The following is a 24,761-nucleotide window of genomic DNA, read 5'->3' as shown; positions in this document are numbered from 1 at the left end:
CGGCCCGCCGCTGTCAGGTGTCGGTGGTCACTCGGATCCGCGGCGTTTCGCTCGGTCGCACATCCTCAGCGTACAGGCGAGCTCAGTGGCCGGCCGCCATGCCGCCGTCGATGCCGATCATCTGTGCGTTGATGTAGGCCGCCTCGTCGCGGCAGAGGAAGGCGACCAGCGCGGCGACTTCATCGGGCTGGCCGATGCGCCCGGCCGGGATCAGGGGCAGGGTGGCCTCGATCTGCTCGGCCTCGATCATGCCGGTGTCGATCAGGCCGGGTGCGATGGTGTTGAAGCTCAGGCCGCGGCCGGCCATTTCCCGGCTCAGGGAGAGGATCGCCCCGTGCAGGCCGGCCTTGGCCGCGGCGTAGTTGGCCTGGCCCCGGTTGCCCAGGCGTGCGGCCACGCTGGAAATGGCGATGACGCGACCGAAGCGCAGCCTGGACATGCCCAGCAGGGTCGGTTGCACGACCCGGAAGAAGCCGTCGAGATTGACCGCCATGACGCGGCGCCAGGCGTCTTCGCTCATGCCGGCCATGGGCGCGTCCTGGTGCAGGCCGGCGTTGTGGACGACGATGCCGATCGGTGCCTCAGCGGTCAGTGCTGTCATGGCGGCAGCGGTGGCCTCGGCGTCGGCCAGGTCGAACTGGACGGCCTGGGCCCGTCCGCCCTCGGCACGGATGGCCTCGGCGGTCTGCTCGGCGCGCTCGAGGCGGCTGGCGGCATGCACGATCAGCTCGAGGCCCTCTCCCGCCAGCCTTCGACAGATGGCCTGGCCGAGGTCGCCGGAGCCGCCGGTGACCAGGGCGCGACAGTGTTCCGGGCGCTTGGCGGTGCGGCGTTTCATTCGCTGTCTTCCTCCCTGGCGAACATGATCGTCGCTCGGCCTTCGGCGAGCAGGCGACGTTGGGCGTCTTCGACCCGGAAGTCATAGATCTGCCCGTCCTCGTCTCCGGCCAGACGTTGTGCGGTCACGTTCAGTTCCGTGTCCTGATCGAGCCCGCTGACGCTCAGGGCCAGGCGGCCGAGGGCGACGAGGCGGCCAGGCCGTGGCGCGGCATCCGCGTCGCCCAGCAGGCCGCCGTGCACGGCGATGGCCTGCGCGCCGTATTCGGCCAGGGCCTCGGCGGGCAGGCGTCCATCGAGGGCCAGTGGGTGGTCTGCCGGCACGCCCGTTCGGGCGCGGCAATGGATGCCTTCGGAGTCGACGTCGACGAGCTCGTCGAGGAGCACCATGCGCCCGGCGTGGGGCACGAGGTCGGCGATGGATCGGTTCATCGTGAAGCGGGCGGAGCGCTGGTCAGGCGGGCGAAGAGCCAAGATAGCAGAACCCCGGTGGCCACGGTCAGGCCGAGCATGTCGAGCATGCCGATCGTCGACTGGCCGAGGATCAGGAAGACGCCGCCGCTGGAGATGGCGCAGACCAGCAGGGCGCGGCGGGTCCGTTGGCCGGACTCGCTGCGCCGGGCCATCATCCGGTTGAACAGGGCGAAATCCAGACCGATGCCGGCGGCCAGCAGCAGGCCGATCAGGTGCACGATGCTCAGGCCCGAATGCCAGCTGCTCATGATCGCCGCCGTGCACAGGGCGGCCGCCAGGGGCGGGGCGATCACGGCCAGGGTATCGCGGAGGTTCCTGAGCCGGAGCAGGATCAGGCCGGCGATCAGTGCGGCGGCCAGCAACAGGCGCTGGCCCGCTTCCATGCGATAGGCCTCGACCATCGACTCGGAGACCTGGCGCAGTTCGACCAGGCGAGCCTTCGAACCGCGCTCGGCCAGCCAGGAACGGAATGCGTCCGGATCGTCCAGTCCGACCGGGAGGATCAGCGCCCGCCAGCCGTCCTCGACCGGGCTCAGCAGGCCGTCGATGCGGCCGGCCAGACCGCTGCCGCGCCAGTAGTCCGGATCGAGTTCGGGCAATGCGGCCAGGGCATCGAGATCCTCCAGGAAGGGCTGGAAGGCCTGCGGCTGGAAGCGAGGCTCGGCCTCGGCCAGGGCGGTGGCCATCCAGTCCGCCGTCGGCCAGGCGGCCCGGCGTTCCGCCTGCGTTCTCGAACTCGGCAACAGATCGGTCGGACTCTGCCAGGCGGTGATGAGACCCATCGCTCGTGCCTCCCGGAGCTGGGCCACGACGGCCTCGGTCTCGGCCAGGACCCGGTCGCGGTCCGGCGCGCTCAGGACGAGCAGTTGTCCGACGTTGCCGGCGCCCAGGGCCTGGCGAAGTTCGATGTCGTCGGCCAGCAGCTGCCGATCCACGGGGCTCAGGCGTGATAGATCGCTGGACCAGCGGGCCTCGCCCTGCCAGGCGAGCCAGCCCAGCGCGAGGATGGCGGCCAGCCAGACCAGCAGGGGTTGGTGGAGGCGCGGCGGTGGCCGGCGGATCAGCCGGTTCGGTGCGCTCAAGCCCAGCCAGGGCAGCAGCAGGGTGGTCAGGGCGGCGGCCGTCAGGCCGGCGGCTGAAAAGGCGCCGAGCTGGGCCAGGCCACTGCTGGTCGAGGACCAGATGGCGAGGTAGGCGATCAGGGTACTGGCCGCGCCCAGCAGCAGCGGGCCGGCGATCTCGCGGGCCGCCTGATCGAGGCGGCGACCGGCGGCGTGGCCGAACAGGTGGACGGGGTAGTCGAGCACCACGCCCAGCAGGGTGAAGCCGAAGGCGAGCGTCAGGCCATGGACCCGGTCGAAGGCCAGGGCGACCGTGGCCAGGCCGGCGACCACGCCGGCGGCCAGCGGCAGGGCGCCGGCGATCAGCAGCGAGGCCGAACGCCAGGCCAGGATCAGGACGAGCAGCAGGAAGGCGCTGCCGATGATGCTCAGGCGCGTGGCCTCGCTGCGGGAGCGCTCGGCGCTGTCGAGGCCGATGATCACCGGCCCGGCGAGGGTCAGCTGCATCGCTTCTGGCGCGAGCTCGTCGAAGGTCTCCCGCAGCTGGCCGACCAGGGCCGACTGGGCCTCGCTGTCGAAGGCCGGATGGCCGCTTTCGACCAGCAGCAGGGCGCGTTCATGGGCAGCGTCGAACCAGACCCCATCGAAGCTCGCCGGCGTCGTCGCCGGGGCCAGCCGGTCGGCCAGTTCGGGAATCAGGCCGAGGGGATCTCGCCGGACCAGCGCCTCGACCTGGCGGCCGCCCAGGGCGAGATCGGACAGGCGCTCATCGAGCGCTTGCTCCAGGGCGGTGGGGCCGAGCCGCTCGGGAATGTCGTCGACGAGCAGGAAGCGTGCGCGCATCAAGCGATCGAGGGTGTCCTCATCGGGCAGAGCATTGCTGTTGCGAACGCTCTGCACGCCGTCGATCCGGCGCCAGCGTTCGGCCAGTTCATCACTGATTGTGGCCAGTTCGCCCGCCGATGCGCCGGTCAGGGCCACGAGGATCATCCGGGCACCCGGACCGGCGCCGATCTGATCGACGACCAGGGCCTGGTCCGGATCGGCGGGGACGGGCAGAAAGGCGTCGATGCGGTAGTCCAGATCCAGGGCCCGCACGGCCATCACGGCCAGCGCCGCGAGTGCGGCCAGCAACAGGGTCGGCAGAATCAGACGCTTCATCGGTCCGGATCGAAGCGGGTCAGAATCTCGTCGCCATCGCTGAGCTGGAGCGTCAGGCTGTCGAGGCGGCTGGCTTGCCCGCCGAGCAGCAGGCGGGTGACCCGCTCGGCCAGCTGTGGGTCGCGCGGCCGGAGTTCGAGGGTCCATGCCTCGTCGCCGCCCCGGGCGCTGATCTCGAAACGATCCTCGAGTCGACTGGCCTGGCCGTCGAGCAGGGCCAGCAGTACCGAGCGCAGGGCGGCGAGCTCTGGCGCGCGATCGAGGCTGAAGCGGCGGCGATGGCCATTGGCGCGGCGGAGTTCGACGAAGTCGGCGCCAAGAATCTGGGTTTCCTCGCTGGGCGTGGTGGTTTCGCGGACGAGACGATCTTCGGCCTCGCGGCGCAGCAGGCCCTGGACTTCCAGCGGCTCGCTGAGCAGGCCCGAAGCCCGGGTTTCGGTGAAGGCGACCTCCTCGCCGCTCAGGTCCAGGGCGTCCAGGATCGGGGCGGGGTCGAGCGGCTCCGGCGCCGCAGGCTCAGCGGCGCTGGCCTGAGCCACCAGTACCAGGGCGATCAGAAGACCAGACATCATAGAAGTTGAACCAGTTGTAGGGATAGCGTCGCGCATAGTGTTCCAGACGTTGGGCATAGGCGGCCACCCATTGGTTCAATCTTTCACGTCGCTCCCGTCGTCCGGATCCCTCCAGGGTGGGCAAGGGCAGGCGCTCGAAGACCAGACGATAGCGGCGGCGGCCTTCGTAGAGGCCGAAGACCAGAAACACGGGCACGTCCAGCGAGGCAGCCATCGCCAGGGGGGCCAGGGGCAGGCGCATGGGCCGGCCGAAGAAGGGCACCTCGACGGCGGCCTCCTCGCCGTAGATGCGGTCGGCCAGCAGGGCCACCATGCCGCCCTGGCCGACGACCTCGGCGGCCTCGAGCATGATCTGGGGGCCCGGTTGCCGCGCGTCGATCACCGTTTCACGAATACCCGGATTGATCTCTTCCAGGGCCTGGGTGATCAGGGAATTCTGGGCCACGTCCATGACCACCTTGAGCTGGCGGAACTCGGGGGGTGCCTGACGGCTGAACACGCGGATCGCCTCGAAGCTCCCCAGGTGGGAGCCGAGCAGGATGGCCCCTCGACCTTCGGACAGGCCCGCGTGCAGCTCGGGGATGCCGACCGCTTCGACCTGCAGGGCGCGATCCCGTCCGGAGAGAAACAGCACCCGGTCGACGATGGTGATGGCGAAGGTGTAGATGTGGATCAGCACGCCCCGCCAGCCCCGGATCGGTGCCTCGGCCTGGTGCAGCCAGGCCCGCGAGGCGCGTCGCTCTTCGCCGCGAACCAGGAAGAAATACAGGCTGGTGGGCCACATGCCGAGTTGGGCGAAGCCTCGCCCGATATGCAGCACCACCCAGCGGATCAGGACCAGCCAGAAGCGGTTGCCGCCCTCTGGGCGATCACGCCAGTGGCTCATGGCGGGCCTGTCCACGCGCGATCGGCTGACCGTCGGCGTCGGTGATGGTGAAGGTGAATCGGTTGGCGTCGCCCTCGAGCTCGAACTGAACGCGCTGCTCCGGACGCACCGGGGCCAGGAACTTCACCCGCTGCCAGGACAGCGCGCCCTCGGCCAGGCCCAGCCGCGCTCGGGCCAGGCGTACGGCTTCGGCCAGCAGCACCACGCCGGGCACGATCGGCTGGCCGGGGAAATGGCCGGGCAGGGCCGGATGATCGGCCGGCATGGACCAGGTCTCGGAGACGTTCATGCGCGGGCCGGTTCGGCGTGCTGTCGGAAGAAGTCCATCAGGGCATGCTGTGGCAGCTTGCCGGATTCGGCGCGCGGCAGGGCCTCGACCAGGCGCAGGGGTCGCGGCAGGAAGGCCGCGTCGATTCGCTCGGCGAGGCGCGCGCGCAGGCTGGCTGCGTCCAGGCCGGGGGCCACGACCAGGGCGGCGAGGCGTTCGACCCGGCCCTCGCGCTGTGCCGGGGGCTGGAAGATCACGCCATCGACGACGCCGGGGATGTCGAGCAGGATGCGGGTGAGTTCGGCCAGGGATGCGCGCTTGCCGGCGACGTTGACCAGATCGCTGCTTCGACCGATCAGCTCGAAGCGGCCCTGCGCATCGAAGGCCAGTTCGTCCATCAATTCGACGGTCTCGGGCAGATGATCCGCCCGCACTCGAAAGCGACGAGGCCCGCCGTCGAACTCGAAGCCAGCGAACGGGGTCCACCCTTCACCGCGAGCGCTGCGGCGTTGCGCCAGGCAACCGGTTTCGGAACAACCGTAGATCTCGCGGACTTCCGAGCCGGTGCCGGATTCGAGGCGCTGGGCCAGCTTCGGACTCAGCGGAGCGGTGGCGGAGTAGATGGTCTCGAGCTTCGGCAGCTCGCTGTCGGCCTCGTCGAGGACTCGCAGGTGCACCGGGGCGCTGATCAGCACGCGCGGCTCGGGCAGCTGCTGGAGCGAGGCGACGATGTCGGCGGCGAAGAAGGGCTGGGCATCGTGCATCGTGATCGGAGCGAACCAGGGCAGCAGCACCGAGGTTTCCAGGCCCCACATGTGCTGCGGCGGCACGGTGGCCAGGGCGTGCACCGGATGCCTGGGCCCGAAGCTCGCCTGATTGAGCCGGGCGCTGTGATACAGGGTCGCCCAGGGCTTCAGGATTCGAGAGGACGCACCCGTGCTGCCGGAGGTGAAGACCACGGCGGCCAGCTGATGGGCGGGAATCGATGGAATCCGGTCGGCCAGGCTGGATGAATCGACGTCCGCCGGGTGGATCACCGGAACGCTGAGCCGGTCCATTGCGCAGTCGGCCAGTACGCAGGCCCCGGGATGCTGTTCGAGCAAGGCGTCGATGGTGGCCGGCAGGCGATTGGCCGGCAGCAGGTTGTGGCCGCCGGCCAGCAGCACGGCGGCAAAGCCGATGCTGAAATGCCCCCGGTTCTGGCAGAGATTGACGACCGGCGTCCGGGGCGGCAATTGCGCCGACAGGGCCATGGCGCGGCCGAGGTAGGCGGCGACGCTGAGCTCCTGATCGTGAAGGTGGAGCAGCACGTCGTCCAGCGCGCGTTCGATCAGCGGCAGATCGCTCATGGCTTCAAATGCCCGGGCTGGATGCGGGCGACCGTGCGCAGGAAGTACAGTGCCGACCAGCGCGGCTGTTCGGGAAAGCGCCAGCGTCGCAGATAGTGTTCGCCGAGCAGCAGGGTGATCATCAGTACGGGCATGCCGGCCACGACCCAGAGCAACCAGAGCGAGGCCCGGTCCTGCCAGGCCAGCAGCAGCGCGACGAGGGCGAAGGCGGTCAGGGCGAGGGTCCACAGCCAGGTCCAGCCGCGCAGCCAGCGGTCCGAATCGACCGGCAGATGCTCCTGGTGCGCTTCCAGGGCGAGGGTCGCGAATTGCTGGATTCGCGGTCGGCGACCCGGCAACAGGGAGACGCCGAACCAGGCGGCAAAGCTCAGGCAGATCAGACCGGGCGGCCAGAGTGCGAGCGAGGGCCAGGCGATCACGGCCAGGGCCAGGCCCAGGGTCAGGACCAGCAGCGCACGGCCGGGCAGGCTCGCCGGCCAGGGGCCGACCAGGGCGATCGCCAACAGCGGCATGGCCAGGGCCCGCCACTGAGGCTGGCCGAGGACAAGAGCGATGATGATGATGGCGGGGTAGCCCGCCAGCGCGGCGACCCGCCAGACGGGCATGGCGGCTGGAACCGGGTGGCTCGCGCTCACGATCGAATCAGGCGCGCAGGGATTCGACGTGCGCGCTCAGGGCGCGGAGATTGGCAAAGACCTGACGATTCTTCTCGTCGTCGGCCTTGAGCTGGACCCCGTACTCGCGGGAAATGGCCAGGGCCAGCTCCAGCGCATCGATCGAATCGAGGCCGTATTCGCCGCCGAACAGGGGCGTTTCCGGCTCGATCTCTTCGGGGGCCAGGTCTTCGAGGTTGAGCGATTCGACGATCAGCTCGGCCAGCTTGCGCTCGGCAGGCGACTGCTCAGCACTCATTCCATTCCTCCAGGAAACATTCGGGTGTTCATGACGCGGGGCGGGGTCTGGCTTGGCCCGATGGCCGCGCCCCCGCCGCTGGCCGCATCGGAACGGGACATTATAATATAGGACGATTCTCAGACCATCCTTACGGCAGGTTTCTCCCTTGAATGCCAAGTCCCTCCAGGAATTGCCCGAACGGGTCGACGTGGCAGTCATCGGTGGCGGCCCGGCCGGCTCCACCCTGGCCGCCCTCGTGGCGCGCGAGGGGCATTCGGTGCTGGTGCTGGAAAAGGACGAGCATCCGCGCTTCCACATCGGCGAATCCCTGCTGCCGCACAATCTGCAGATCTTCCGCCGTCTCGGCCTGCTCGATGCGGTGCGCGAGATCGGCGTCGACAAGCTCGGGGTCGATTTCACCAGCCACGAACCCGACGCGCAGGCCCAGGAAATCCGCTTCGCCGAAGCCCTGGATCTGGTGCCCGGTTGCGAGCAGGCCTTTCAGGTTCGCCGCTCGGATTTCGATCGCCTGCTCTTCGAGCACGCGGGCAAGAGCGGCGCCGAGCTGGCGACCGGCGTGCGCGTCGGGTCGGTCGATCTCGAGGGGGATCCGGTCCTGGACCTGGTTCAGGATGGCGAGCGGCGCCGGATCGAAGCCCGCTTTGTCGTCGATGCCAGCGGTCGCGATGCGCTGCTGGCGCGCCAGTTGAAGCTGCAGGAACGCAATCGCGAGCACGGCACGGCGGCCCTGTATGGACACTTCAAGGGCGTCCCGAGGCGAGAGGGCGACTCGGCCGGCAACATCAGCATCTACTGGTTCGATGAGGGCTGGATCTGGATGATCCCGTTGCCGGACGGGGTCATGAGTGTCGGCGCCGTCTGCAACCCGGACTACCTGCGCTCGCGTCGTGGTGCGGTCCAGGAATTCTTCGACGCGACGCTCCAGCGCAACCCGCAGGCCTGGGCCCGCATGCGCGAGGCAGAATGCATTTCACCGATCACGGCGACGGGCAATTACTCCTACCGCTCGCGCCAGCTCTCGGGTCCGAACTGGCTGATGGTGGGGGATGCCGGGGTGTTCGTCGATCCGGTCTTTTCCTCGGGGGTCTACTTCGGCATGCACTCGGCCGAGTGCGGCGCCGAGGTGGTGCTGGCGGAACTGGCCGGGGACCGAACGGCAGCTCGCCAGGCCCGACGTCGGCATCGGCAGCGCCTGAGCCGTGGTGTGCGTGAGCTGAGCTGGTTCATCTACCGCTTCCCGGCGCCGGGACTGAAGCGCCTGTTCCTGAATCCGCGCAATGTCTTCGGTCTGAAGCAGGCGATCGTGGCGGTGCTGGCCGGCGATGTGTTCGACAATCCGCGCATCTTCCGACGCTTGCGCCTGTTCCGTCTGATCTATCTGATCAGCAGCCTGGCCGACGGTCGCGCCGCCTGGCGGGCCCGGCAGCAGCGTCGCTACAACGCACGGGTGGAATTCGATGGCGTCGCCTGAGTCCAGCGTGCTTCGGAATTTGCCCCGGAGCTGCGGTCTGTCGGCCCGTCCGGGCACGAAGGACCCGCAGGCCCTGCTGCGCTTCGGTTTCCGAGCGGCGGCGGAGCACGGCTTGTGGCCGCTGGGCCTGGACTGGATCGGTGGCGATCTGGACGGCGAGGTCTGGTGTGGTCGGGGCCCGATCGAGCAGGGCCGGCAGGGCGCCATCGACTGGAACCGGGCCGGTGGCTGCCTGTCCCTTTCGCTGGTGCTGGACGACCCGCCCGAGCAGGATCCGGAGGCGCGGGTCCATGCAGCCTATCGCGATCTGATCGAGCTGGCTCGTTCGAAGGACTGTCCCCACCTGCTTCGTGCCTGGAATTATCTGCCGGCGATCAATGAGGGCGCCGGCGATGCGGAGCGCTATCGTCGATTCTGTCTCGGTCGCGCGCGGGCCCTGGAGGCGGCCGGCTACGACGAGGCGTCGCTGTGTGCGGGGACGGCGATCGGCGGCGAGGAGCCGAAGCTGCGGCTCCATCTGCTGTGCGGGTCGGAGCCGGGCGTCAATATCGAAAATCCGCGCCAGGTCAGTGCCTATCGTTATCCGCGTCAGTACGGGCCGCGCAGCCCCAGCTTCGCCCGCGCGACCCTGCTGCCGGGGGCTGAAGGCGAGGCCCTGCTGATGATTTCGGGCACGGCCAGCGTGGTCGGGCACGAGACTCGCCACGTCGGCGATGTGCTCGCCCAGACCCGGGAGATCCTGGCCAACATGGACAGCCTGCTGGCCGAGAGCGCGCGCCGCAGCGATCGGCCTGGTCTGGCGCGATTCGGCGCGGACAGCCTGGTTCGGGTCTATCTTCGCGAGGCGGCGGACTGGCCGGCGGTGGAGCGCCTGCTTCGCGATGCCTGGCCGGGTGCTCGGCTGGCGGCCTTCCGCGGGGACGTCTGTCGGTCGGATCTGCTGGTGGAGATCGAGGCCGTCACCCACGGATAAGGGGGGTGGCGGCGAGTGCGGTGGCCCTGGGTGGGGTCGGGGGCGGATGGCTGGGTCGATTGTTGAGAGCTTTTGGGAGCTTTGGTGCACTCGAATGGGGTTCGTGTCGCAGCGAGTTGCGAGCATTCTCTGGACTTTCGTGGAGGCTGGGAGAGGCTGATGGGTTCGGGGTGGCTGCCTCGCCCCCGACCCCACCCAGGGCCACCGCACTCGCCGCTTTGGGGTTCGGAAGAAAAGCAGAAGGGGGTCGGACGGCGGTTCGGGCTGATTCAGACTGCTCGTTTGAGGCTTGGCTCGAGGAATTGAGCGGGCAGGTCCTGCAGGACCAGGGTGCCGGCTTCGTCGGGTCGTTCGGGTTTGGCCAGGGCTTCGGGGCGGGCGTTTTCGGGGGCGAGCAGGGCCAGTTCTTCGGCCAGGCGTCGGAGCATCTCGGCGTTACGCTGCAGGCGCTCATCGAGGGCTTGGTCCGAATCCTCGGCGACTTCGGTCAGTTCCCGGTTCAGGCGCACCAGCAGCTGCATCTTCGATTGATTGATGAACACGCCCGGTCGGTCGCCGTCCTGTTCGCTCCGCGCCCAGTCCAGGAACATGCGCTGCATCCGCCCGTGCAGTTCGACCAGTTCGCCCAGTTCGCCGCCGTTTCTCAGCAGCAGGCGAGGGTCGGTCAGGCGGCCCGAAAAGAACAGCACCGACAGCACGCCCCAGTAGTAGGCGTAGTCCCAGATGGTCTTGGCGCTCATCGCGCGGGCGTGGCCGAACAGCTCGTACTGGTCCTGGTAGAGCTTCAGGGAGCTTCGGTAGAAGCTGAAGTAGCTGGACTCGAACTGGCGAACGATGCGCCGGATCGACTGGCCGGCCAGGTCGCGGCGGATCAGGTCGGTGATCAGGGTGTTGCTGATGGCGATGAAGTCGCTGCCCGGCGAGTAGAAGGGGTCGAGGAAGACACCGGCCTCACCGGTCAGGGCCCAGCGCTGGTCGGAGAAGACCTGGCGGCAGCCGTGCGAGATGTGGCGCAGATAGAGGAAATCCATCAGTTCGCCCGTCGATTCGGTCAGTGCGCGGTGGCAGCGTGGCTGGTGCTGCGCCAGCCAGTTGAGGACGCCTTCGTAGCGCTTGAGGCGGTCGAAGTCGTGCACTCGGCGGTCGAAGACGATACCGATGCTGGTCGCGCCCGAGGCCAGTGGAATGAGCCAGACCCAGTAGCCCGGGCCCATCAGATGGTTGGTCGAATGCCAGCGGGGCAGCTGGCTGCAGCGGGACTGCCAGTCGGCGTCCGTGCTCCAGTCGGCAACGTCGATGCGGTCCTGGATCCGGAACCAGACCGACGAGCAATAATGATTGTTGGCCTCGGCCAGGTCGAGCTTGCGTTTGATCAGGCTCGCGCGACCGAGGGCGTCGACCACCCAGCGTGCGCGGAATTCCCGGGTCTGGCCGTCGATCATGGCCTCGACCCGGTGCGGGGTATCGTCGTCGGGATCGAGGTGCACATCGCGCACCCGCGCCGAGGTGATCAGTTCGATGCCGCGCTCGCCCGCCAGTTCGGCCAGATGATTCTCGAGCACGCCACGATCGACCTGGTAGCTGGGCAGGCTGAGCAGGTGGCTGGCGCCGAGTTCGCCGGCCTGCGAGAGATCGTCCGCGCGGTCGGCGTCGAAGAACAGGCGCAGGCCGTACTTGCGCAGATGACAGCGATCGAGGTGCTCGCGAAGCCCCAGGGTCGAGGCCAGGTATTCGGCGCCGATCTCGACGGTGGATTCGCCGACCTTGTGGGCGCTCTCGGGTACGGGATGGCTCGATCGTTCGAGCACGGCGATGCGTGCCTCGGGCAAGGTGTCGCGCAGCTGCAGGGCCAGGGTGAGCCCGGCCAGGCCGCCGCCGAGAATGAGTACGTCGTGGTCGAGCGAGATCATGGTCTGGTGACGCGTGGTCAGAGCCTTAGTCTAGCGTGTCGGGATCGTCTCGATCCTCACGCCTCGGGTGCGGGGTGGAAGCGCGTCGGCCGCGTGGCCATGCGCCAAAGGCCGGGCAGGTACAGGCCGCTGAGCAGGATCCTCCAGAACACGAACACGAAGATTTCCCAGACGTCCTTGCCGGGGCGGAAGTAGCTGGGTCGTGCGTCGTCGCGGTAGACCGAGTCGATGGGCACGGCCACGCAGGGGAAGCCGGCGCGGGCGCCGTCGATCAGCATCGCGGTCTCGAACACGAAGCCGTGGCGACGTTCCGTCGAGGGCCGGACCGCTTCGAGCAGGGCGGCCGGGTAGACGCGAAAACCGGTCTGGCTGTCGGGCACGCGCTGGCCGCTGGCCCAGCCGACCCAGAAATCGGCGAAGCGGTTGGCGAAGTGGCGAATGCCCGGCTGGCGATGGCGCTGTCGGAGACGCGCGCCGATGACCAGATGCTCGGGGTGCGCCCGGGCGGCCCCGAGCAGACGGTCGATGTCGGCCGGGTCGTGCTGGCCGTCACCATCGAGGGTAACGACCCGGTCCGCGCCGAGTTCCAGGGCGCGGGCGAAGCCGTCGGCCAGGGCCGCCGCCTTGCCGCCGGACTCAGGGCGGCGCAGGCACTCGACCTCGAGGCCGACCAGCCGTTCATGGGTGCCGTCGTCGGAGCCGTCGTCGACGACGATGACGTGATCGACGCGGCCGACGCAGCCGCGGGCGACGTCGGCAATCGTTCGCACTTCGTTGCGCGCCGGGATGATCGCGGCCGTGCTCATGCGCTGCGGCGGACGCGAAGCGAAGGTCCGCGCTCGGCGGCCAGCACCACCTCGCCGTCGATGGCACCCTCGATCAGGGCCAGCACCGGCAGCAGGCGGGCCGCCGGATTGTCCTCGATGCGTGCTTCCAGGGCCTCGGGCAGGGCCGGGTGCCTGGCGGCTTCGCGGCAGGCGTCGATCTGCAGTGTGGCGATGGCCCCGCCGTGACCGGCAGGCGCCAGGACCAGCGCGGCGCAGAAGGCATGTTCGCTCGGCCAGAGATCGCGCATCGGGCCGACGGCGCGGTCGTCGTAGACCACCACCAGCACGGGCCGGGCATCGGTCAGGCAGCGGGTCATGCCTTCGAGCAGGCCGAGGGCGGCGCTGTCGCGCCAGGCGGACAGGGCGGTGACGTCGCCGGTGGCGCCGGCGCCGATCGACCAGTAGCCGGAGGCGGCGTTGTGGACCGAGTTGTGGAAGCGGGTCGGCGAGAGCAGCTCCGGCGCCTCGGCCAGGGTTCGGCACATGTAGTCGGTGATGTCGAGATCGCCCATGCCCGAGCTGAAGATCGCCAGGGGCTCGCCCGGCTCCAGACCCGCCATGGCGCAGGCCTGCTCGGCTGCCGGGAAGCTCAGCTTGACCGCCGCGGGTGCGCGTCGCCGCTCGCGGGGCGACAGCAGGCTCGAGGTGCTCGGCTTGTCGTTCGTCTCGAGGGGCCGGCCCGCGAGCGCGGCCTGGAGGCTGGCACGGTCGCGGAGTCCGGGCGCGGCCAGGCCGAGACCGAGGATGTCGATTCGATGGCTCATGAGCGGGCGAAGATCAGGCTGCAGTTGCTGCCACCGAAGCCGAAGGAGTTGCTCAGGACGTGGTCGACCCGGACATCGCGGGCTTCGGTGAGGATGAAGTCGGCCCAGGCGTCTTCGGGCTGCTCGATGTTGAGGCCGGCGGGCAGCCTGGCGTCGTTCAGGGCGAGCAGACTGAAGACCGCCTCGACGATACCGGCGGCACCCAGCGTGTGGCCGGTCCAGCCCTTGGTCGAGGCCGCCGGGGGTGGGGTCTCGAAGACCTGGCGAATGGCGCGAGCCTCGACCTGGTCGTTCATCGGCGTGGCCGTGCCGTGGCAGTTGATGTAACCGATGGCCTCGGGATCGAGTCCGGCACGATCGAGCGCCTCGCGCATGGCGGCCACGGCGCCCGTGCCTTCCGGATGGGGTGAAGCCATGTGGTGGGCGTCCGAGCTCTCGCCCCAGCCGGCCAGGCGACCGAAGGCCTGCTCGGGCTGGCGCTCGAGGATCGCGAAGCCGGCCGCCTCGCCCAGGCTCAGGCCGTCCCGATCGCGATCGAAGGGTCGGCAGGGGTGCTCCGAGACCAGCTCCAGGGAATGGAAGCCGTAGAGCACCGACTGGCAGAGGCTGTCGACGCCGCCGACCACGGCCGCATCGGCCAGGCCGGCCTCGATCAGACGAGCCGCGGCGGCAAAGACCTTGGCGCTGGAGGAGCAGGCGGTCGAGATGGTCATGACCGGCCCGTTCAGGCCCAGACGCTGGGCGACGTAGGCGCTGGAAGTGTGCGGTGTGTGCACCCTCGGAAGCAGGAAGGACGGATCGAAATGCTCGCCCTGACCCATGGCCCGGTAGGCGGCCTCGGTGCTGCCGATGCCGGCGGTGCTGGTGCCGGTCACGCAGGCGATGCGTTCGGCACCCAGCCTCGATTTCAGTATCTCGACGCGTTCGATGAAGTCGTCGCCGCGAAGGCCGAGTTCGGCGAGGCGGTTGTTGCGGCAGTCGAAGCCGCGCAACTCGCTCGGCAGTTCCGTGTCCTCCACGCCTTCGACCCGGCCGATCCAGGTGTTCAGTGTGCAGGGCGCGAAGTCGTTGGGGCGCAGGCCCGACCGGCGCTCGGCCAGGGCCCGGCGCAGGACATCCAGCCCGGCACCTGGAGCGGCGCAGAGCGTCATGGCGGAGACGAACAGATCGCTGTTCATCGGCAAGATGGCATCGGGCCCGCAGTTGAACGGGCGCGCATGGGGAGGCAACACGGCATGCCGGCTAGTATATTCGGCCTGTTCCCGTACCGGCAAACCCATGCAGCGCCCGCAGCGAGACATCGCCACCGCCGATCTGATCGAGTCCATGCTGCCGGGGCTGTTGGTCCTGATCTGCAGTGCAGGCCTGGCCTGGTTGCTGGCCTGGGTCTGGGTGTGGGTCCACGCTCTGCGCCGGAGCCCGGACTGGTCCGGGCCCTTGCTGATGGTCTGCGGGCATCAACTCGTCGAGGGCCAGCCCTCGCCGGATTACCGGGCGCGCCTGGCCGCGGCGGCCGATCGTCTGGCCGCCGATCCTGCACTGGAACTGCTGCTGCTCGGCGGTGGCGAACCGTCCGAGGCGGGCGCGGGGCGCGACTGGCTGGTCGCTCACCGTGATGTGGATCCGTCCCGAATCGCGCTGGAAGAAGAGTCCGTCGACAGCCTGGAGAATCTCTACCTGGCCCGGGCGCTGATCGCTGATCGAAGCAATCCCGGCCTGTTGAGCTCCCGCTACCATCTCGGTCGACTGGCCGTGTTGGCCCGACAGGCGGGGCTGGAGGTCTGTCTGCTGCCCGCCGAGCCGCGCCCGGTGGTCGATGCCGCGCAGATCAGGCGGACCGCCATGGAAGCGATCTACCTGATCTGGTTCCTGTGCGGTCGCTTCTGGGCACGCCTTGCCCGTCGACCCCGATTGCTGGCGCAGCTGGGCGAGTGATGGGATGATGCGTTTTTGGCCAATGAAGTCCAGCGCATGAAACTCCAGTTGTCCACCTGGCCCGAAGTCGAGGCCTATCTGGAACGCAGCCAGGGCATCGTCATCCCGATCGGCTCGACCGAGCAGCACGGCCCGACCGGTCTGATCGGTACCGATGCGATCTGCCCGGAAACCATCGCCGGCGGCATGAGCGAGGCCGGCATTCTGGTGGCACCGACCATCAGCTACGGCATGGCTCAGCATCATCTCGGCTTTCCGGGCTCGGTCAGCCTCAGGCCGACCACCCTGCTGGCCGTGATCGGGGACGTGGTCCGCTCCCTGGCCTGCCAGGGTTTCCGGAAGTTCTATTTCCTCAACGGTCACGGCGGCAACATCGCCACGGTGCAGGCGGCCTTTTCGGAACTCTGGGCCGAGGACAGCCTGGCGGCCCGCGCGAGCGCGGTCGATCTCAGGCTGGCCAACTGGTTCATGGGCCCGCGCGTCGTCGAACTCAGCCGCGAGCTCTATGCCGATGCCGAGGGCCAGCACGCCACTCCCTCGGAGATTTCCCTGACCTGGCATGCCTATCCCGAGCAGGTCCGCCGGCTGCCGCTGGCGCCGGAACGCGCGCCGACCGGTCGGATCCAGGATGCCCGGAGTTTCCGCAGGCAGTTTCCCGATGGCCGCTGTGGCTCCGAACCGGCCCGCGCCGAGCTCGAGCACGGGCATCGGCTCTACGAAGCGGCACTGACCGATGCCCTGGACGACTATCGGCGCTTTCTGGAAATGTCAGTCGGCTGACCCATTCGGTCGCTTCGGCCGAAGCGATCCGCGTGCTCGGCGGCTCGCCAACGGGCAAGGCGTGACCGGACCGACACGGTGTTCGGTCTGGCACGGAATCTGGAAGATCAATGGACTGGTCATCGCGGACCCTGGTCCGCACCCCGACACCCAGGAGCGAGCAGTCGATGGAAATCGCGGCCTTCGATCACGAGCAGCGCCAGAAACTCGAGGACTACACCAGCGTCATCGGCGTGGGCATCCAGTTCGCCTTCCAGCCCGTGGTCGATCTCGAATCGAGCCAGGTCAAGGGCTACGAAGCGCTGCTCAGGGGGCGCTCCGGTGAGCCGAGTTCGAGCATCATCGAAAACGTGCTGCCGGAAAACCTGGCCTTCTTCGATCAGGCCTGTCGGACGCGGGCCATCGCCGAGGCCGCCAAGCTCGACGTTCGCGGGGCCCTGTTCGTCAACTGCATGCAGATCCGGCCGGACAATCTGGAGCTGGCCCTGAGCACCACCCGGGAGCAGGCCGAGCGTTACGGCATGCGACCGGAGCAGATCGTGCTCGAGTTCGCCAGCCTGGCGCGCCTGGGCAATCCCCGTGAGCTGGTCCATACGCGAGAGCGCGCGCAGGCGCACGGCTTCCGCGTGCTGGTCGACAATTTCGGCACCGGTGAGGCCGGCCTGAAGCGCCTGGCCGTGTTCCAGCCCGACTACGTCAAGCTCGATCACGAGCTGGTGCACGGTATCCAGAACAGCCGGCGCCGTCAGGCGATGGCCCGGGGCGTGCTGGCCTGCTGCCAGGCGCTCGGTGTGGAAGTGATCGCCGCCGGCCTGGAGCAGCAGGCGGAATTGCGGTGGCTCTATCAGGAACTCGATCTGCGCCTGTTCCAGGGGTACTACTTCGCGCGCCCGCGCCTGGCCGCCAAGCCTCGGGTGGCGCCGGAACGGATCGAGCTGCCGGCCGCGCCGAGCGCGGCCTGATCAGCGCCGCCGGCGCGCGAGTACCTGCAGCACCTGATCCAGGCTGGACCCGGCCGAGCGCAGGCAGACCAGCAGGTGGTACAGGAGGTCGGCCGCTTCCTCGTTGAGGGATTCCAGATCCCCCTGCACGGCGGCCAGGGCGACTTCCACCCCTTCTTCGCCGACCTTCTGTGCACAGCGAGGCGTGCCTTCGCTGAGTAGTCGAGCGGTGTAGCTTCCGTCCGAGTCGGCCCCGGCGCGTTCCTCGATCACCCGCTCCAGATCCGCCAGCAGGCTGACCGGCGGCAGGCGAAGGTCGCCGAAGCAGGTCTCCGTGCCCGTGTGACAGGTCGGCCCCTGGGGAAGGGCCTGGATCAGCAGGGTGTCGCGGTCGCAATCGCTGTTGATCGCGACGAGTTCGAGGACGTGGCCGGAGGTCTCGCCCTTGGTCCAGAGTCGCTGCTTCGAGCGTGAGAAGAAGGTCACCCGGCCGCTGTTCAGGGTCTCCTCCAGGGCCTCGGGGTTCATGTAACCCAGCATCAGCACGCGCCCGTCCCGAGCGTGTTGAACGATGGCCGGCAGCAGGCCATCGCCCTTGTTCCAGTCCAGTGGCTCGGACAGTTTCGAAGCGATGTTCATGGTGCGGTTCCTTGCTTGAGTCGGTGTCTGCTGATGACGCGTTTACTGGCGAACGTCGATGCCCTGCTCGGCCAGCCAGGCCTTGAGTTCGGGGATGGCGATCTGGCCGGAGTGGAAGACGGTGGCGGCCAGGGCGCCATCGACGTCGGCCTCGCGAAAGACGTCCAGGAAGTGCTCGCGGGCCCCGGCGCCACCGGAGGCGATCAATGGCACCTGGCAGCGCTGGCGCATGGCCTGGAGCTGGGGCAGGTCGTAGCCGGTGCGCACGCCGTCGGCGTCCATGCAGTTGAGGACGATCTCGCCGGCACCCAGGCGCTGGACTTCGTCGACCCAGTGCGCCGTGTCGCGCCGCGGATCGACCATATTGTCCGGGTCGCCGGTGTACTGGCGAACGCGCAGGGTCTCGCCCTCGCGGATCGAATCGATGCCGACGACGACGCACTGCGAGCCGAAGGCCTCGGCCAGTTCGCTGATCAGTTCGGGCCGTTCCAGGGCCGGTGAATTGACCGAGATCTTGTCGGCCCCGGCGTGCAGCACCGCACGGGCGGTGACCACGTCCCGGATGCCGCCGGCCACGCAGAAGGGGATGTCGATGGCTTCGGCAACGCGCTCGACCCAGCCCACGTCGACGCTGCGACCCTGGGGGCTGGCCGTGATGTCGTAGAACACCAGTTCGTCGGCCCCGGCGTCGCGGTAGCGCTCGGCCAGGTCGACGATGTCGCCCATGTCGCGATGGTCGCGAAAGCGCACGCCCTTGACGACGCGGCCCTCGCGGACGTCCAGGCAGGGGATGAGCCTTACTGCGACCATCGGCCGATATCCGTCAGGTCCACGCGGCCTTCCAGCAGGGCCCGGCCGACGATGCAACCGGCCGCGCCGGTTCGGGCCACGGCTTCGAGATCCGCCGTGCGGCCGATGCCCCCGGAGGCCTGGAGCTGGATCGAAGGGAAGCGTTCGACGATGGCTTCGTAGAGCGCGAGCGATGGGCCGTTGAGCATGCCGTCGCGCTCGATGTCCGTGCACAGGACGTGCTTCAGTCCGGCGTCGACGAAGCGGTCGAGGAGGCTGAACAGGTCCGTGTTGCCGGCCTCGGTCCAGCCCGCCGCACGCGGAAACCACTGGCCGTCCAGGCCGCGGCTGACGTCGAGTCCGGCGACGATCGCTTCCGGGCCCAGGCGTTCGATCCACTGGCAGACGGTGTCCGGTTCGCGCACGCAGAGGCTGCCGATGACGACCCGGCGTGCGCCAAGGTCGAGGCGCCGCTTCAGGTCCTGCTCGTTGCGTACGCCGCCACCGGTCTGCACCGGAATGTCGAGGGAACGACACAGCACGGCGATCAGGTCCAGGTTGCTGTCGTCACCGGAGCGCGCCCCGTCGAGATCGACCAGGTGCAGCCACTTCGCGCCGGCCAGGGCGTAGCGCTCGGCCAGCGCCAGGGGATCCTCCTCGTAGCGGGTTTCTCGATCGTAGTCGCCCTGGGACAGGCGCACGACGTTGCCATGGCGAAGATCGATGGCAGGAATTAAGATCATTTCGGGTCCTTTTCCGACGCTGGGAAGTCCATGCCTGAATGGCAGTGTAGGTCGTTCGGCGCGATGGGGTCCTGGGAACGGGTCATGCCGGTGCCTCGAGGAAATTGGCCAGCAGGCGCGCGCCGGCGCCGGCCGACTTTTCCGGATGGAACTGGCAGGCGGCGAAATTGCGATGGCGAACGACAGCCGCGAAGGGCCGACCGTGCTCGCTGATGGCCACCGCATGATCGATGGGGGCCGCGTAGCTGTGCACGAAGTAGAACCACTCCTGGCCGTCGAGGCCCCGGGCCAGCGGATCGGTCGGTCGCGTCCACTGCAATTGGTTCCAGCCCATATGGGGCAGTCGCTCGTGCGGGGCGACCTCGAGTCGGCGCACTCGGCCGGGGATCAGGCCCAGGCAGTCGCAATCGCCTTCCTCGGAATGCTCGAACATCAGCTGAAGCCCCAGACAGATGCCCAGCACCGGCTGCTCGAGGGCGCGGATCGCGTCGACCAGGCCCGCCGATGCCAGGGCCTGCATCGCCGAGCGAGCGGAGCCGACGCCGGGCAGGATCACGCGATCGGCCGACGCGATGCGCTCGGGGTCGGAGCTGAGCTCGGCCGTCACGCCCAGGCGGTGCAGGGCATGCAGCACGGAGCCGAGGTTGGCGCCGCCGGAGTCGATGACGGCGAGCTTCATGGCCGCGCCTCGCTGAATGGCCTGCCTGGACGCGCGATCATCAGAGCATGCCCTTGGTCGACGGGATGCCGGCCTGGCCTCGAGCCAGCGCGGGTCGCAGCGCCCGGCCGACACCCTTGAAGCAGGCCTCGACCATGTGATGCGTGTTCTCACCGCGCAGCTCGATGTGGATGGCGCAGCGCAGGGCCTGGGCCAGCGAGGCGAAGAAGTGGCTGACCATTTCCGTGTGCAGGCCGCCAACGGACTCGCGCGGGAAGGTGCCATCGAGGACGAAGGCGGGCCGCCCGGACAGGTCGATGGCCACACGGGCCAGGGACTCGTCCATCGGCAGGACGAAACCGTAGCGGCCGATGCCGGCACGGTCGCCCAGGGCCCGATCGAGGGCTTCGCCGAGGGCCAGGGCGCAGTCCTCGACCGTGTGGTGCTCGTCGACGTGCAGGTCACCCTGGCAGTCGAGAGACAGGCTGAAACCGGCGTGCGCGGCGATCTGTTCGAGCATGTGGTCGAAGAAGCCGATGCCGGTGCCGATCGTGACCGGCTGGGTCTGATCCAGGTTGACCGCGACGGTGATGCGGGTTTCGCGCGTGCCCCGCTCGACCCGGGCCCGGCGAGGCGTGGACAGCAGTTCGGCCGCGACGCGATCCCAGGGCTGGCCCTCGGGACCCACGCGCAGCCCCTTGATGCCCATGTTGGCAGCCAGCTGCAGGTCGGTCTCGCGATCGCCGATCACGGCCGAGAGCTCGCGGTCCATGCCAGGGTCCCTGAGGTAGTCGAGGAGCATGCCGACGCCCGGCTTGCGGGTCGGAGCCTGGTCCTCGGGGCGGGTCGGATCGATGTGGATGGCGTCGAAGACGATGCCCTGAGACTCGAGAATCTGGAGCAGCAGCGTCTGCGGTCCCTCGAACTGCTCGGTCGGGAAGGACTCGGTGCCCAGGCCATCCTGATTGGAGACCATCACGAAGCGGTAGCCGGCGGCCTTGAGCTCGAGCAGGGCGGGGATCACGCCCGGCATCAGGCGGAATTTCTCGTAGCTGTCGATCTGCTCGTCGGCCGGTTCTTCGATCAGGCAGCCATCGCGATCGATGAACAGGATCTTTCGGGTACTCATTGAACAGGCTCCTGAGCATGAGTGGATTCGAGAAAGTCGAGCAGGCGGGTCGTTTCCTCCGCGCTGCCGATGGTGATGCGAACGCAGTTGTCCAGGCCCGGCTGCGCCGATTGATTGCGCAGGCGAATGCCGGCTTCGGCGGCCCGCGCGATGAGTGCCTCCGCGTCGGCCACCCGGATCAGGACGAAGTTGGCCTGGCCCGGCCACAGGCGCTGGATGCCCGGCAGGCGCTCGAGACCGGCAACCAGGCGCTTTTTCTGTTCGGCCAGTTCGCTCAGCTGGCGCTCGAGCCGGTCCGGCCCCGCCAGGGCGGTCAGGCCGGCGCGCACGGACGGTGTCGGCAGCGGGTAGGGCGCGATGATCCGCCGCAGCAGGCCGATCACCCTCGTGTCGGCGATCAGGCTGCCCAGGCGGCAGCCCGCCAGGGCATAGGCTTTCGAGAGGGTGCGCAGGATGACCAGGTTGGGATGCCGATCGATCAGGCGGCTCATGGACTCGGCTTCGCTGAATTCGATGTAGGCCTCGTCAACCACCACCAGACCCTGGCCGAGAATGGAGCGGCAAAGCGATTCGACGGTCGCCGAGGAAATCTCGTTGCCGGTCGGATTGTTGGGCGAGCAGAGAAAGACCAGGCGGGCGGGGAGGGCGGCGCGCAGTCCGTCCTCGTCCAGGCGCCACTGCGCTCCGTCGTCGATCAGCGGCACGGCCTTGACCGGCGCGCCCTGGATCCGGGCCGACAGGGCGTACATGCCGAAACAGGGCGGGCAGACGATGACCGGATCCTGATCCGCGCGACAGAAGGCCCGGATCAGCAGGTCGATGCCTTCGTCGCTGCCGCGGGTGATCAGCAGGCGCGCTTCCGGCACGTCGTAGCGCTCGGCGAGACGCCGTCGGAGCTCGGGCGGCTGCGGGTCCGGGTAGCGGTTGAGCTGTTGCCCCTCATCGCCATCCGGTGCCCAGGGGCTTTCGTTGGCGTTGAGCAGGATGCCGGCGCTGTCGGCCAGGGCACGCGCGGAGGCGTAGGGCTGCAGCGCAAGCACTTCCGGCCGGGCCAGATCGAGGATCGGATCGGACATCGATTCGTTAGCCATTGGCCTGGTCCAGGGCATCGAGGCGCAGTTGGATGGCGAGGCGGTGGGCGTCCAGGCCCTCGTGGGCGGCCAGGCGGGCCCCGGGCGGCCCGAGGGTCCGCAGGCCGTCGGGTGTGGCCTGCTGCACGGTCATGCGGCGCATGAAATCGGCCACCGACAGGCCCGCTTCGGAGCGCGCCCAGCCCGCCGTGGGCAGGACGTGATTGGTGCCGGAGATGTAGTCACCCAGTGACTCGGGCGTGTAGTGACCGAGAAAGACCGAGCCGGCGCTGTCGATCTCCTCGCACAGGCCTTCGGCATCGCGGCAGGCGATGATCAGATGCTCGGGCGCGTAGGCATTGCTGATGCGCACGGCCTGCTCGAGATCGGGCACCACGATGGCGGCCCCGTGGCCCATGGCCTGACGCGCAATGTCGGCGCGCGGCAGTCGCTCGAGCAGGGCTTCGAGGGCGCGATCGGTCGCCTCGGCCAGTTCCCGGCTGGTGGTGATCAGGAAGGCCTGCGAGTCCGGACCGTGCTCGGCCTGCGACAACAGGTCGATGGCGACGAACTCCGGATTGGCGCTGTCGTCGGCCAGCACCAGGACTTCGGAGGGGCCGGCCGGCAGGTCCATCGCCGCGCCATCGGCGGACTCGGCCACCTGGCGCTTGGCCTCGGCCACGAAGCGATTGCCCGGCCCGAAGATCTTGGCCACGCGGGGCACGGACTCGGTGCCATAGGCCATGGCCGCCACGGCCTGGGCGCCTCCGGCAACCAGTACCGTGTCGATGTCGAGGCGGTGGGCGATGGCGCGGACGGCCGCGTCGGCCCGGCCGTCGGCACCGGGTGGCGTGGCCAGCACGATGCGCCGACAGCCCGCCAGTCGCGCGGGGACGCCGAGCATGATGGCGGTGGAGGGCAGCGGCGCGGTGCCCGCGGGCACGTAGAGCCCGACCGGATCGAGGGGGCGCCAGCGGGCCTGGCAGCGCACGCCGGGCGCCGTCTCGACGCTGATGTCGCTGGGCTTGCCGGCGGCGTGAAATCGGCGCACGGTGCCGATGGCCGTGTCGATGGCCTGGAGCAGGTCCTCATCGAGTTCCGTGGCCGCACTGGCCAGGCTTTCGGGGCTGGCCAGCAGGCTTTCCGGTTCGCGCCCGTCGAAGCGGCGCCCGTAGTCGAGCAGCGCGGCGTCGCCATCGCGGCGGACGCGGGCCAGGATGTCGGCCACGGTCCGGCGCAATTCAATGTCCGCTTCCATGCTCGGACGCGCCAGCAGCTGCAGCAGGCCGGCGTCGTCGAGGGTGCTGGCGTCGATGATCCTCATGCGAGCATCTTCTCCACGGGCAGCACCAGCACGGCCGAGGCACCGGCCCGCTTGAGTTCTTCCAGGTGCTCCCAGAACACCTGTTCGGTGCAGACCGCGTGGACCGCGACCCGGTCCGGCTGGCCTTCCAGGCTGAGCACGGTCGGGGATTCGGCCCCGGGGAGCATGGCCGAGATGTCGGCCAGGCGGTCGCGCGGCGCGTGCAGCATGACGTACTTGGTTTCGGCGGCCTGCTGGACGCCCTGGATGCGGGTCAGTAGCTTGGCGAGCAGACGCTCGGCCTCGTCATCCAGTGCGGCAGGGCTCCGATACAGGGCAGCCTGGGAGCTGAGCACCTCGTCGACGGCCTTGAGGTGGTTGGCGCGCAGGGTCGTGCCCGTCGAGACCAGATCGACGATGGCATCGGCCGTGCCCAGGCTGGGGGCGATCTCGACGGCCCCATTGAGGGTCACGATGTCCGCTTCCACCCCGTGGCGCTCCAGGTACTGCCGGGTCAGGCAGGGGTAGCTGGTGGCCAGGCGCTTGCCGGCCAGCATGTTCACGCCGGTGAACACCTGATCTTCGGGAATCGCCAGCATCAGGCGACAGTCGCCGAACTCGAGCTTGAGGAGGGATTCCAGTTCGGCGCCGGGCCGGCGCTGGCGGCTTTCCAGCAGCTTTTCCATGGCCACGTTCTCGCCCACGATGCCGAGCTGGCAGACGCCCTCGAGCAGTAGCCGGGGAATGTCGTCGTCACGGACCAGCAGCAGGTCGACGGGCAGGTTGCGCCCGTACCAGAACAGCTTGTCCTTGGAGCGGGCGAAGCTCAAGCCCGAGCGTTCGAGCAGGGACAGGGAGCGGTCGGCGAGGCGACCGGATTTCTGAATGGCGATCTTGAGTCGGGTCATGTCTTGAGTCGTTGCAGTGCGAGTGAGTAACCCCCGTTCCCGTCCTCCAGGAAGCGAGCCACGCGGCCGATGGTGGTCACGCTGACGCCGGTCAGGTCGTGAATCTCCCGGTAGGGCAGGCCCTGATCCAGCAGACGGACGACCCGCCAGCGATCGACCAGGGCTTCCAGTTCGGCCGGCGTGGTCAGATCCTTCAGCAGGGCGCGGCATTCGTCGGGCGTCCGCATGGCCAGGAAGGCCTCGGCGAGGCTGGATCGGGCGGCGCGGTTGGCCTTGGTGTGTTCGGGGTCGAGTTGTTTCATGGCGGATTAATGTAATAACACGCTATTACATTAACACCGGCCTGTGAAGGAAACAAGCAGGAAGGGTGTCGAATGGAAAGGTCGTGCGGACAAAGA

General features: G+C 68.8%; 27 protein-coding genes. 5 read left to right on the top strand and 22 right to left on the bottom strand.

The window, feature by feature from the left end; translation table 11 throughout:
- Positions 1-82: 82 nt before the first annotated feature.
- From fabG to WM2015_RS15145, 9 genes are read right to left on the bottom strand one after another with little or no spacing between them, the layout of a single operon-like run.
- Positions 83-838 (bottom strand): 3-oxoacyl-ACP reductase FabG, encoded by a 756-nt coding sequence (fabG, locus tag WM2015_RS15185; RefSeq protein WP_049726857.1) that lies wholly within the window; start codon positions 836-838, stop codon positions 83-85.
- Positions 835-1,269, bottom strand: coding sequence for a hotdog family protein (locus WM2015_RS15180; RefSeq protein WP_049726856.1), 435 nt, complete (start codon positions 1,267-1,269; stop codon positions 835-837). Before WM2015_RS15180 ends, fabG begins: the two co-directional genes overlap by 4 nt.
- Positions 1,266-3,533: an MMPL family transporter gene (locus WM2015_RS15175; RefSeq protein ID WP_049726855.1), complete on the bottom strand. Its 2,268-nt coding sequence runs from the start codon at positions 3,531-3,533 to the stop codon at positions 1,266-1,268. The genes WM2015_RS15180 and WM2015_RS15175 overlap by 4 nt, the downstream gene beginning before the upstream one ends.
- A complete protein-coding gene (locus WM2015_RS15170) occupies positions 3,530-4,105 on the bottom strand; it encodes a LolA-related protein (protein WP_156201296.1) in 576 nt (191 codons plus the stop codon). The genes WM2015_RS15175 and WM2015_RS15170 overlap by 4 nt, the downstream gene beginning before the upstream one ends.
- Positions 4,050-4,991 (bottom strand): lysophospholipid acyltransferase family protein, encoded by a 942-nt coding sequence (locus tag WM2015_RS15165; protein ID WP_049726853.1) that lies wholly within the window; start codon positions 4,989-4,991, stop codon positions 4,050-4,052. Before WM2015_RS15165 ends, WM2015_RS15170 begins: the two co-directional genes overlap by 56 nt.
- The gene (locus tag WM2015_RS15160) at positions 4,975-5,280 is read right to left on the bottom strand and encodes an ApeI family dehydratase (protein WP_049726852.1); all 306 of its coding nucleotides are present in this window, start codon (positions 5,278-5,280) and stop codon (positions 4,975-4,977) included. Before WM2015_RS15160 ends, WM2015_RS15165 begins: the two co-directional genes overlap by 17 nt.
- Positions 5,277-6,608, bottom strand: coding sequence for an AMP-binding protein (locus WM2015_RS15155; RefSeq protein ID WP_049726851.1), 1,332 nt, complete (start codon positions 6,606-6,608; stop codon positions 5,277-5,279). The genes WM2015_RS15160 and WM2015_RS15155 overlap by 4 nt, the downstream gene beginning before the upstream one ends.
- Positions 6,605-7,243 carry a hypothetical protein gene (locus WM2015_RS15150; protein ID WP_156201294.1) on the bottom strand — a complete coding sequence of 213 codons (639 nt, stop codon included), beginning with the start codon at positions 7,241-7,243 and terminating at the stop codon, positions 6,605-6,607. Before WM2015_RS15150 ends, WM2015_RS15155 begins: the two co-directional genes overlap by 4 nt.
- A gap of 7 nt (positions 7,244-7,250) precedes the next feature.
- Entirely contained in the window at positions 7,251-7,520 is a 270-nt protein-coding gene (locus WM2015_RS15145) for a phosphopantetheine-binding protein (protein WP_049726849.1), read from the bottom strand.
- A 148-nt stretch (positions 7,521-7,668) separates the two neighbouring features.
- Between WM2015_RS15145 and WM2015_RS15140 the strand changes: the two genes are divergently transcribed.
- Both WM2015_RS15140 and WM2015_RS15135 read left to right on the top strand, forming a co-directional pair.
- Positions 7,669-8,994 carry an NAD(P)/FAD-dependent oxidoreductase gene (locus WM2015_RS15140; RefSeq protein WP_211260943.1) on the top strand — a complete coding sequence of 442 codons (1,326 nt, stop codon included), beginning with the start codon at positions 7,669-7,671 and terminating at the stop codon, positions 8,992-8,994.
- A 7-nt stretch (positions 8,995-9,001) separates the two neighbouring features.
- Positions 9,002-9,967 (top strand): chorismate transformation FkbO/Hyg5 family protein, encoded by a 966-nt coding sequence (locus tag WM2015_RS15135; protein WP_156201292.1) that lies wholly within the window; start codon positions 9,002-9,004, stop codon positions 9,965-9,967.
- Positions 9,968-10,236: 269 nt separating this feature from the next.
- Here the strand turns inward: WM2015_RS15135 and WM2015_RS15130 are convergent, their stop codons facing one another.
- Genes WM2015_RS15130 through WM2015_RS15115 form a run of 4 tightly spaced genes read right to left on the bottom strand, consistent with a single transcriptional unit; the run spans position 10,237 to position 14,646 of the window.
- Complete coding sequence (locus WM2015_RS15130; protein WP_049726847.1) at positions 10,237-11,877, bottom strand: NAD(P)/FAD-dependent oxidoreductase; 1,641 nt, start codon at positions 11,875-11,877, stop codon at positions 10,237-10,239.
- A 56-nt stretch (positions 11,878-11,933) separates the two neighbouring features.
- Complete coding sequence (locus WM2015_RS15125) at positions 11,934-12,683, bottom strand: glycosyltransferase family 2 protein (protein WP_049726846.1); 750 nt, start codon at positions 12,681-12,683, stop codon at positions 11,934-11,936.
- Positions 12,680-13,468: a beta-ketoacyl synthase chain length factor gene (locus WM2015_RS15120; protein WP_049726845.1), complete on the bottom strand. Its 789-nt coding sequence runs from the start codon at positions 13,466-13,468 to the stop codon at positions 12,680-12,682. Before WM2015_RS15120 ends, WM2015_RS15125 begins: the two co-directional genes overlap by 4 nt.
- Positions 13,465-14,646: a beta-ketoacyl-[acyl-carrier-protein] synthase family protein gene (locus WM2015_RS15115; protein ID WP_049726844.1), complete on the bottom strand. Its 1,182-nt coding sequence runs from the start codon at positions 14,644-14,646 to the stop codon at positions 13,465-13,467. Before WM2015_RS15115 ends, WM2015_RS15120 begins: the two co-directional genes overlap by 4 nt.
- 100 nt (positions 14,647-14,746) lie before the next feature.
- Between WM2015_RS15115 and WM2015_RS15110 the strand changes: the two genes are divergently transcribed.
- The 3 genes from WM2015_RS15110 to WM2015_RS15100 all read left to right on the top strand — a co-directional run bounded on the left by WM2015_RS15110 (position 14,747) and on the right by WM2015_RS15100 (position 17,145).
- Complete coding sequence (locus WM2015_RS15110; protein WP_049726843.1) at positions 14,747-15,403, top strand: YdcF family protein; 657 nt, start codon at positions 14,747-14,749, stop codon at positions 15,401-15,403.
- Positions 15,404-15,439: 36 nt separating this feature from the next.
- Positions 15,440-16,183, top strand: a complete 744-nt coding sequence (locus WM2015_RS15105; RefSeq protein WP_049726842.1) for a creatininase family protein — start codon at positions 15,440-15,442, stop codon at positions 16,181-16,183.
- Between the two features lie 110 nt (positions 16,184-16,293).
- On the top strand, positions 16,294-17,145 hold the full coding sequence (locus tag WM2015_RS15100) for an EAL domain-containing protein (RefSeq protein ID WP_049726841.1): 852 nt from the start codon (positions 16,294-16,296) through the stop codon (positions 17,143-17,145).
- Here WM2015_RS15100 and hisIE read toward each other — a convergent pair whose 3' ends face one another.
- The 9 genes from hisIE to WM2015_RS15055 all read right to left on the bottom strand — a co-directional run bounded on the left by hisIE (position 17,146) and on the right by WM2015_RS15055 (position 24,665).
- Complete coding sequence (gene hisIE, locus WM2015_RS15095; RefSeq protein WP_049726840.1) at positions 17,146-17,763, bottom strand: bifunctional phosphoribosyl-AMP cyclohydrolase/phosphoribosyl-ATP diphosphatase HisIE; 618 nt, start codon at positions 17,761-17,763, stop codon at positions 17,146-17,148.
- Between the two features lie 42 nt (positions 17,764-17,805).
- Complete coding sequence (gene hisF, locus WM2015_RS15090; RefSeq protein WP_049726839.1) at positions 17,806-18,573, bottom strand: imidazole glycerol phosphate synthase subunit HisF; 768 nt, start codon at positions 18,571-18,573, stop codon at positions 17,806-17,808.
- Positions 18,561-19,295, bottom strand: a complete 735-nt coding sequence (gene hisA, locus WM2015_RS15085) for a 1-(5-phosphoribosyl)-5-[(5-phosphoribosylamino)methylideneamino]imidazole-4-carboxamide isomerase (RefSeq protein ID WP_221293537.1) — start codon at positions 19,293-19,295, stop codon at positions 18,561-18,563. Before hisA ends, hisF begins: the two co-directional genes overlap by 13 nt.
- An 82-nt stretch (positions 19,296-19,377) precedes the next feature.
- Complete coding sequence (hisH, locus tag WM2015_RS15080; RefSeq protein ID WP_049726838.1) at positions 19,378-19,974, bottom strand: imidazole glycerol phosphate synthase subunit HisH; 597 nt, start codon at positions 19,972-19,974, stop codon at positions 19,378-19,380.
- A 40-nt stretch (positions 19,975-20,014) separates the two neighbouring features.
- Entirely contained in the window at positions 20,015-21,082 is a 1,068-nt protein-coding gene (gene hisB, locus WM2015_RS15075; RefSeq protein ID WP_049726837.1) for a bifunctional histidinol-phosphatase/imidazoleglycerol-phosphate dehydratase HisB, read from the bottom strand.
- Positions 21,079-22,173, bottom strand: coding sequence for a histidinol-phosphate transaminase (gene hisC, locus WM2015_RS15070; protein WP_211260942.1), 1,095 nt, complete (start codon positions 22,171-22,173; stop codon positions 21,079-21,081). Before hisC ends, hisB begins: the two co-directional genes overlap by 4 nt.
- A complete protein-coding gene (hisD, locus tag WM2015_RS15065) occupies positions 22,166-23,476 on the bottom strand; it encodes a histidinol dehydrogenase (RefSeq protein ID WP_049726836.1) in 1,311 nt (436 codons plus the stop codon). Before hisD ends, hisC begins: the two co-directional genes overlap by 8 nt.
- On the bottom strand, positions 23,473-24,363 hold the full coding sequence (hisG, locus tag WM2015_RS15060; RefSeq protein ID WP_049726835.1) for an ATP phosphoribosyltransferase: 891 nt from the start codon (positions 24,361-24,363) through the stop codon (positions 23,473-23,475). Before hisG ends, hisD begins: the two co-directional genes overlap by 4 nt.
- Positions 24,360-24,665, bottom strand: coding sequence for a YerC/YecD family TrpR-related protein (locus tag WM2015_RS15055; RefSeq protein ID WP_049726834.1), 306 nt, complete (start codon positions 24,663-24,665; stop codon positions 24,360-24,362). The genes hisG and WM2015_RS15055 overlap by 4 nt, the downstream gene beginning before the upstream one ends.
- Positions 24,666-24,761 lie beyond the last annotated feature (96 nt).

The organism is Wenzhouxiangella marina, assembly GCF_001187785.1.
In the GTDB taxonomy this organism is placed as follows: domain Bacteria; phylum Pseudomonadota; class Gammaproteobacteria; order Xanthomonadales; family Wenzhouxiangellaceae; genus Wenzhouxiangella; species Wenzhouxiangella marina.
Note: the sequence above shows the minus strand (reverse complement) of the source record. Positions and strands in the feature narration are given on the sequence as shown.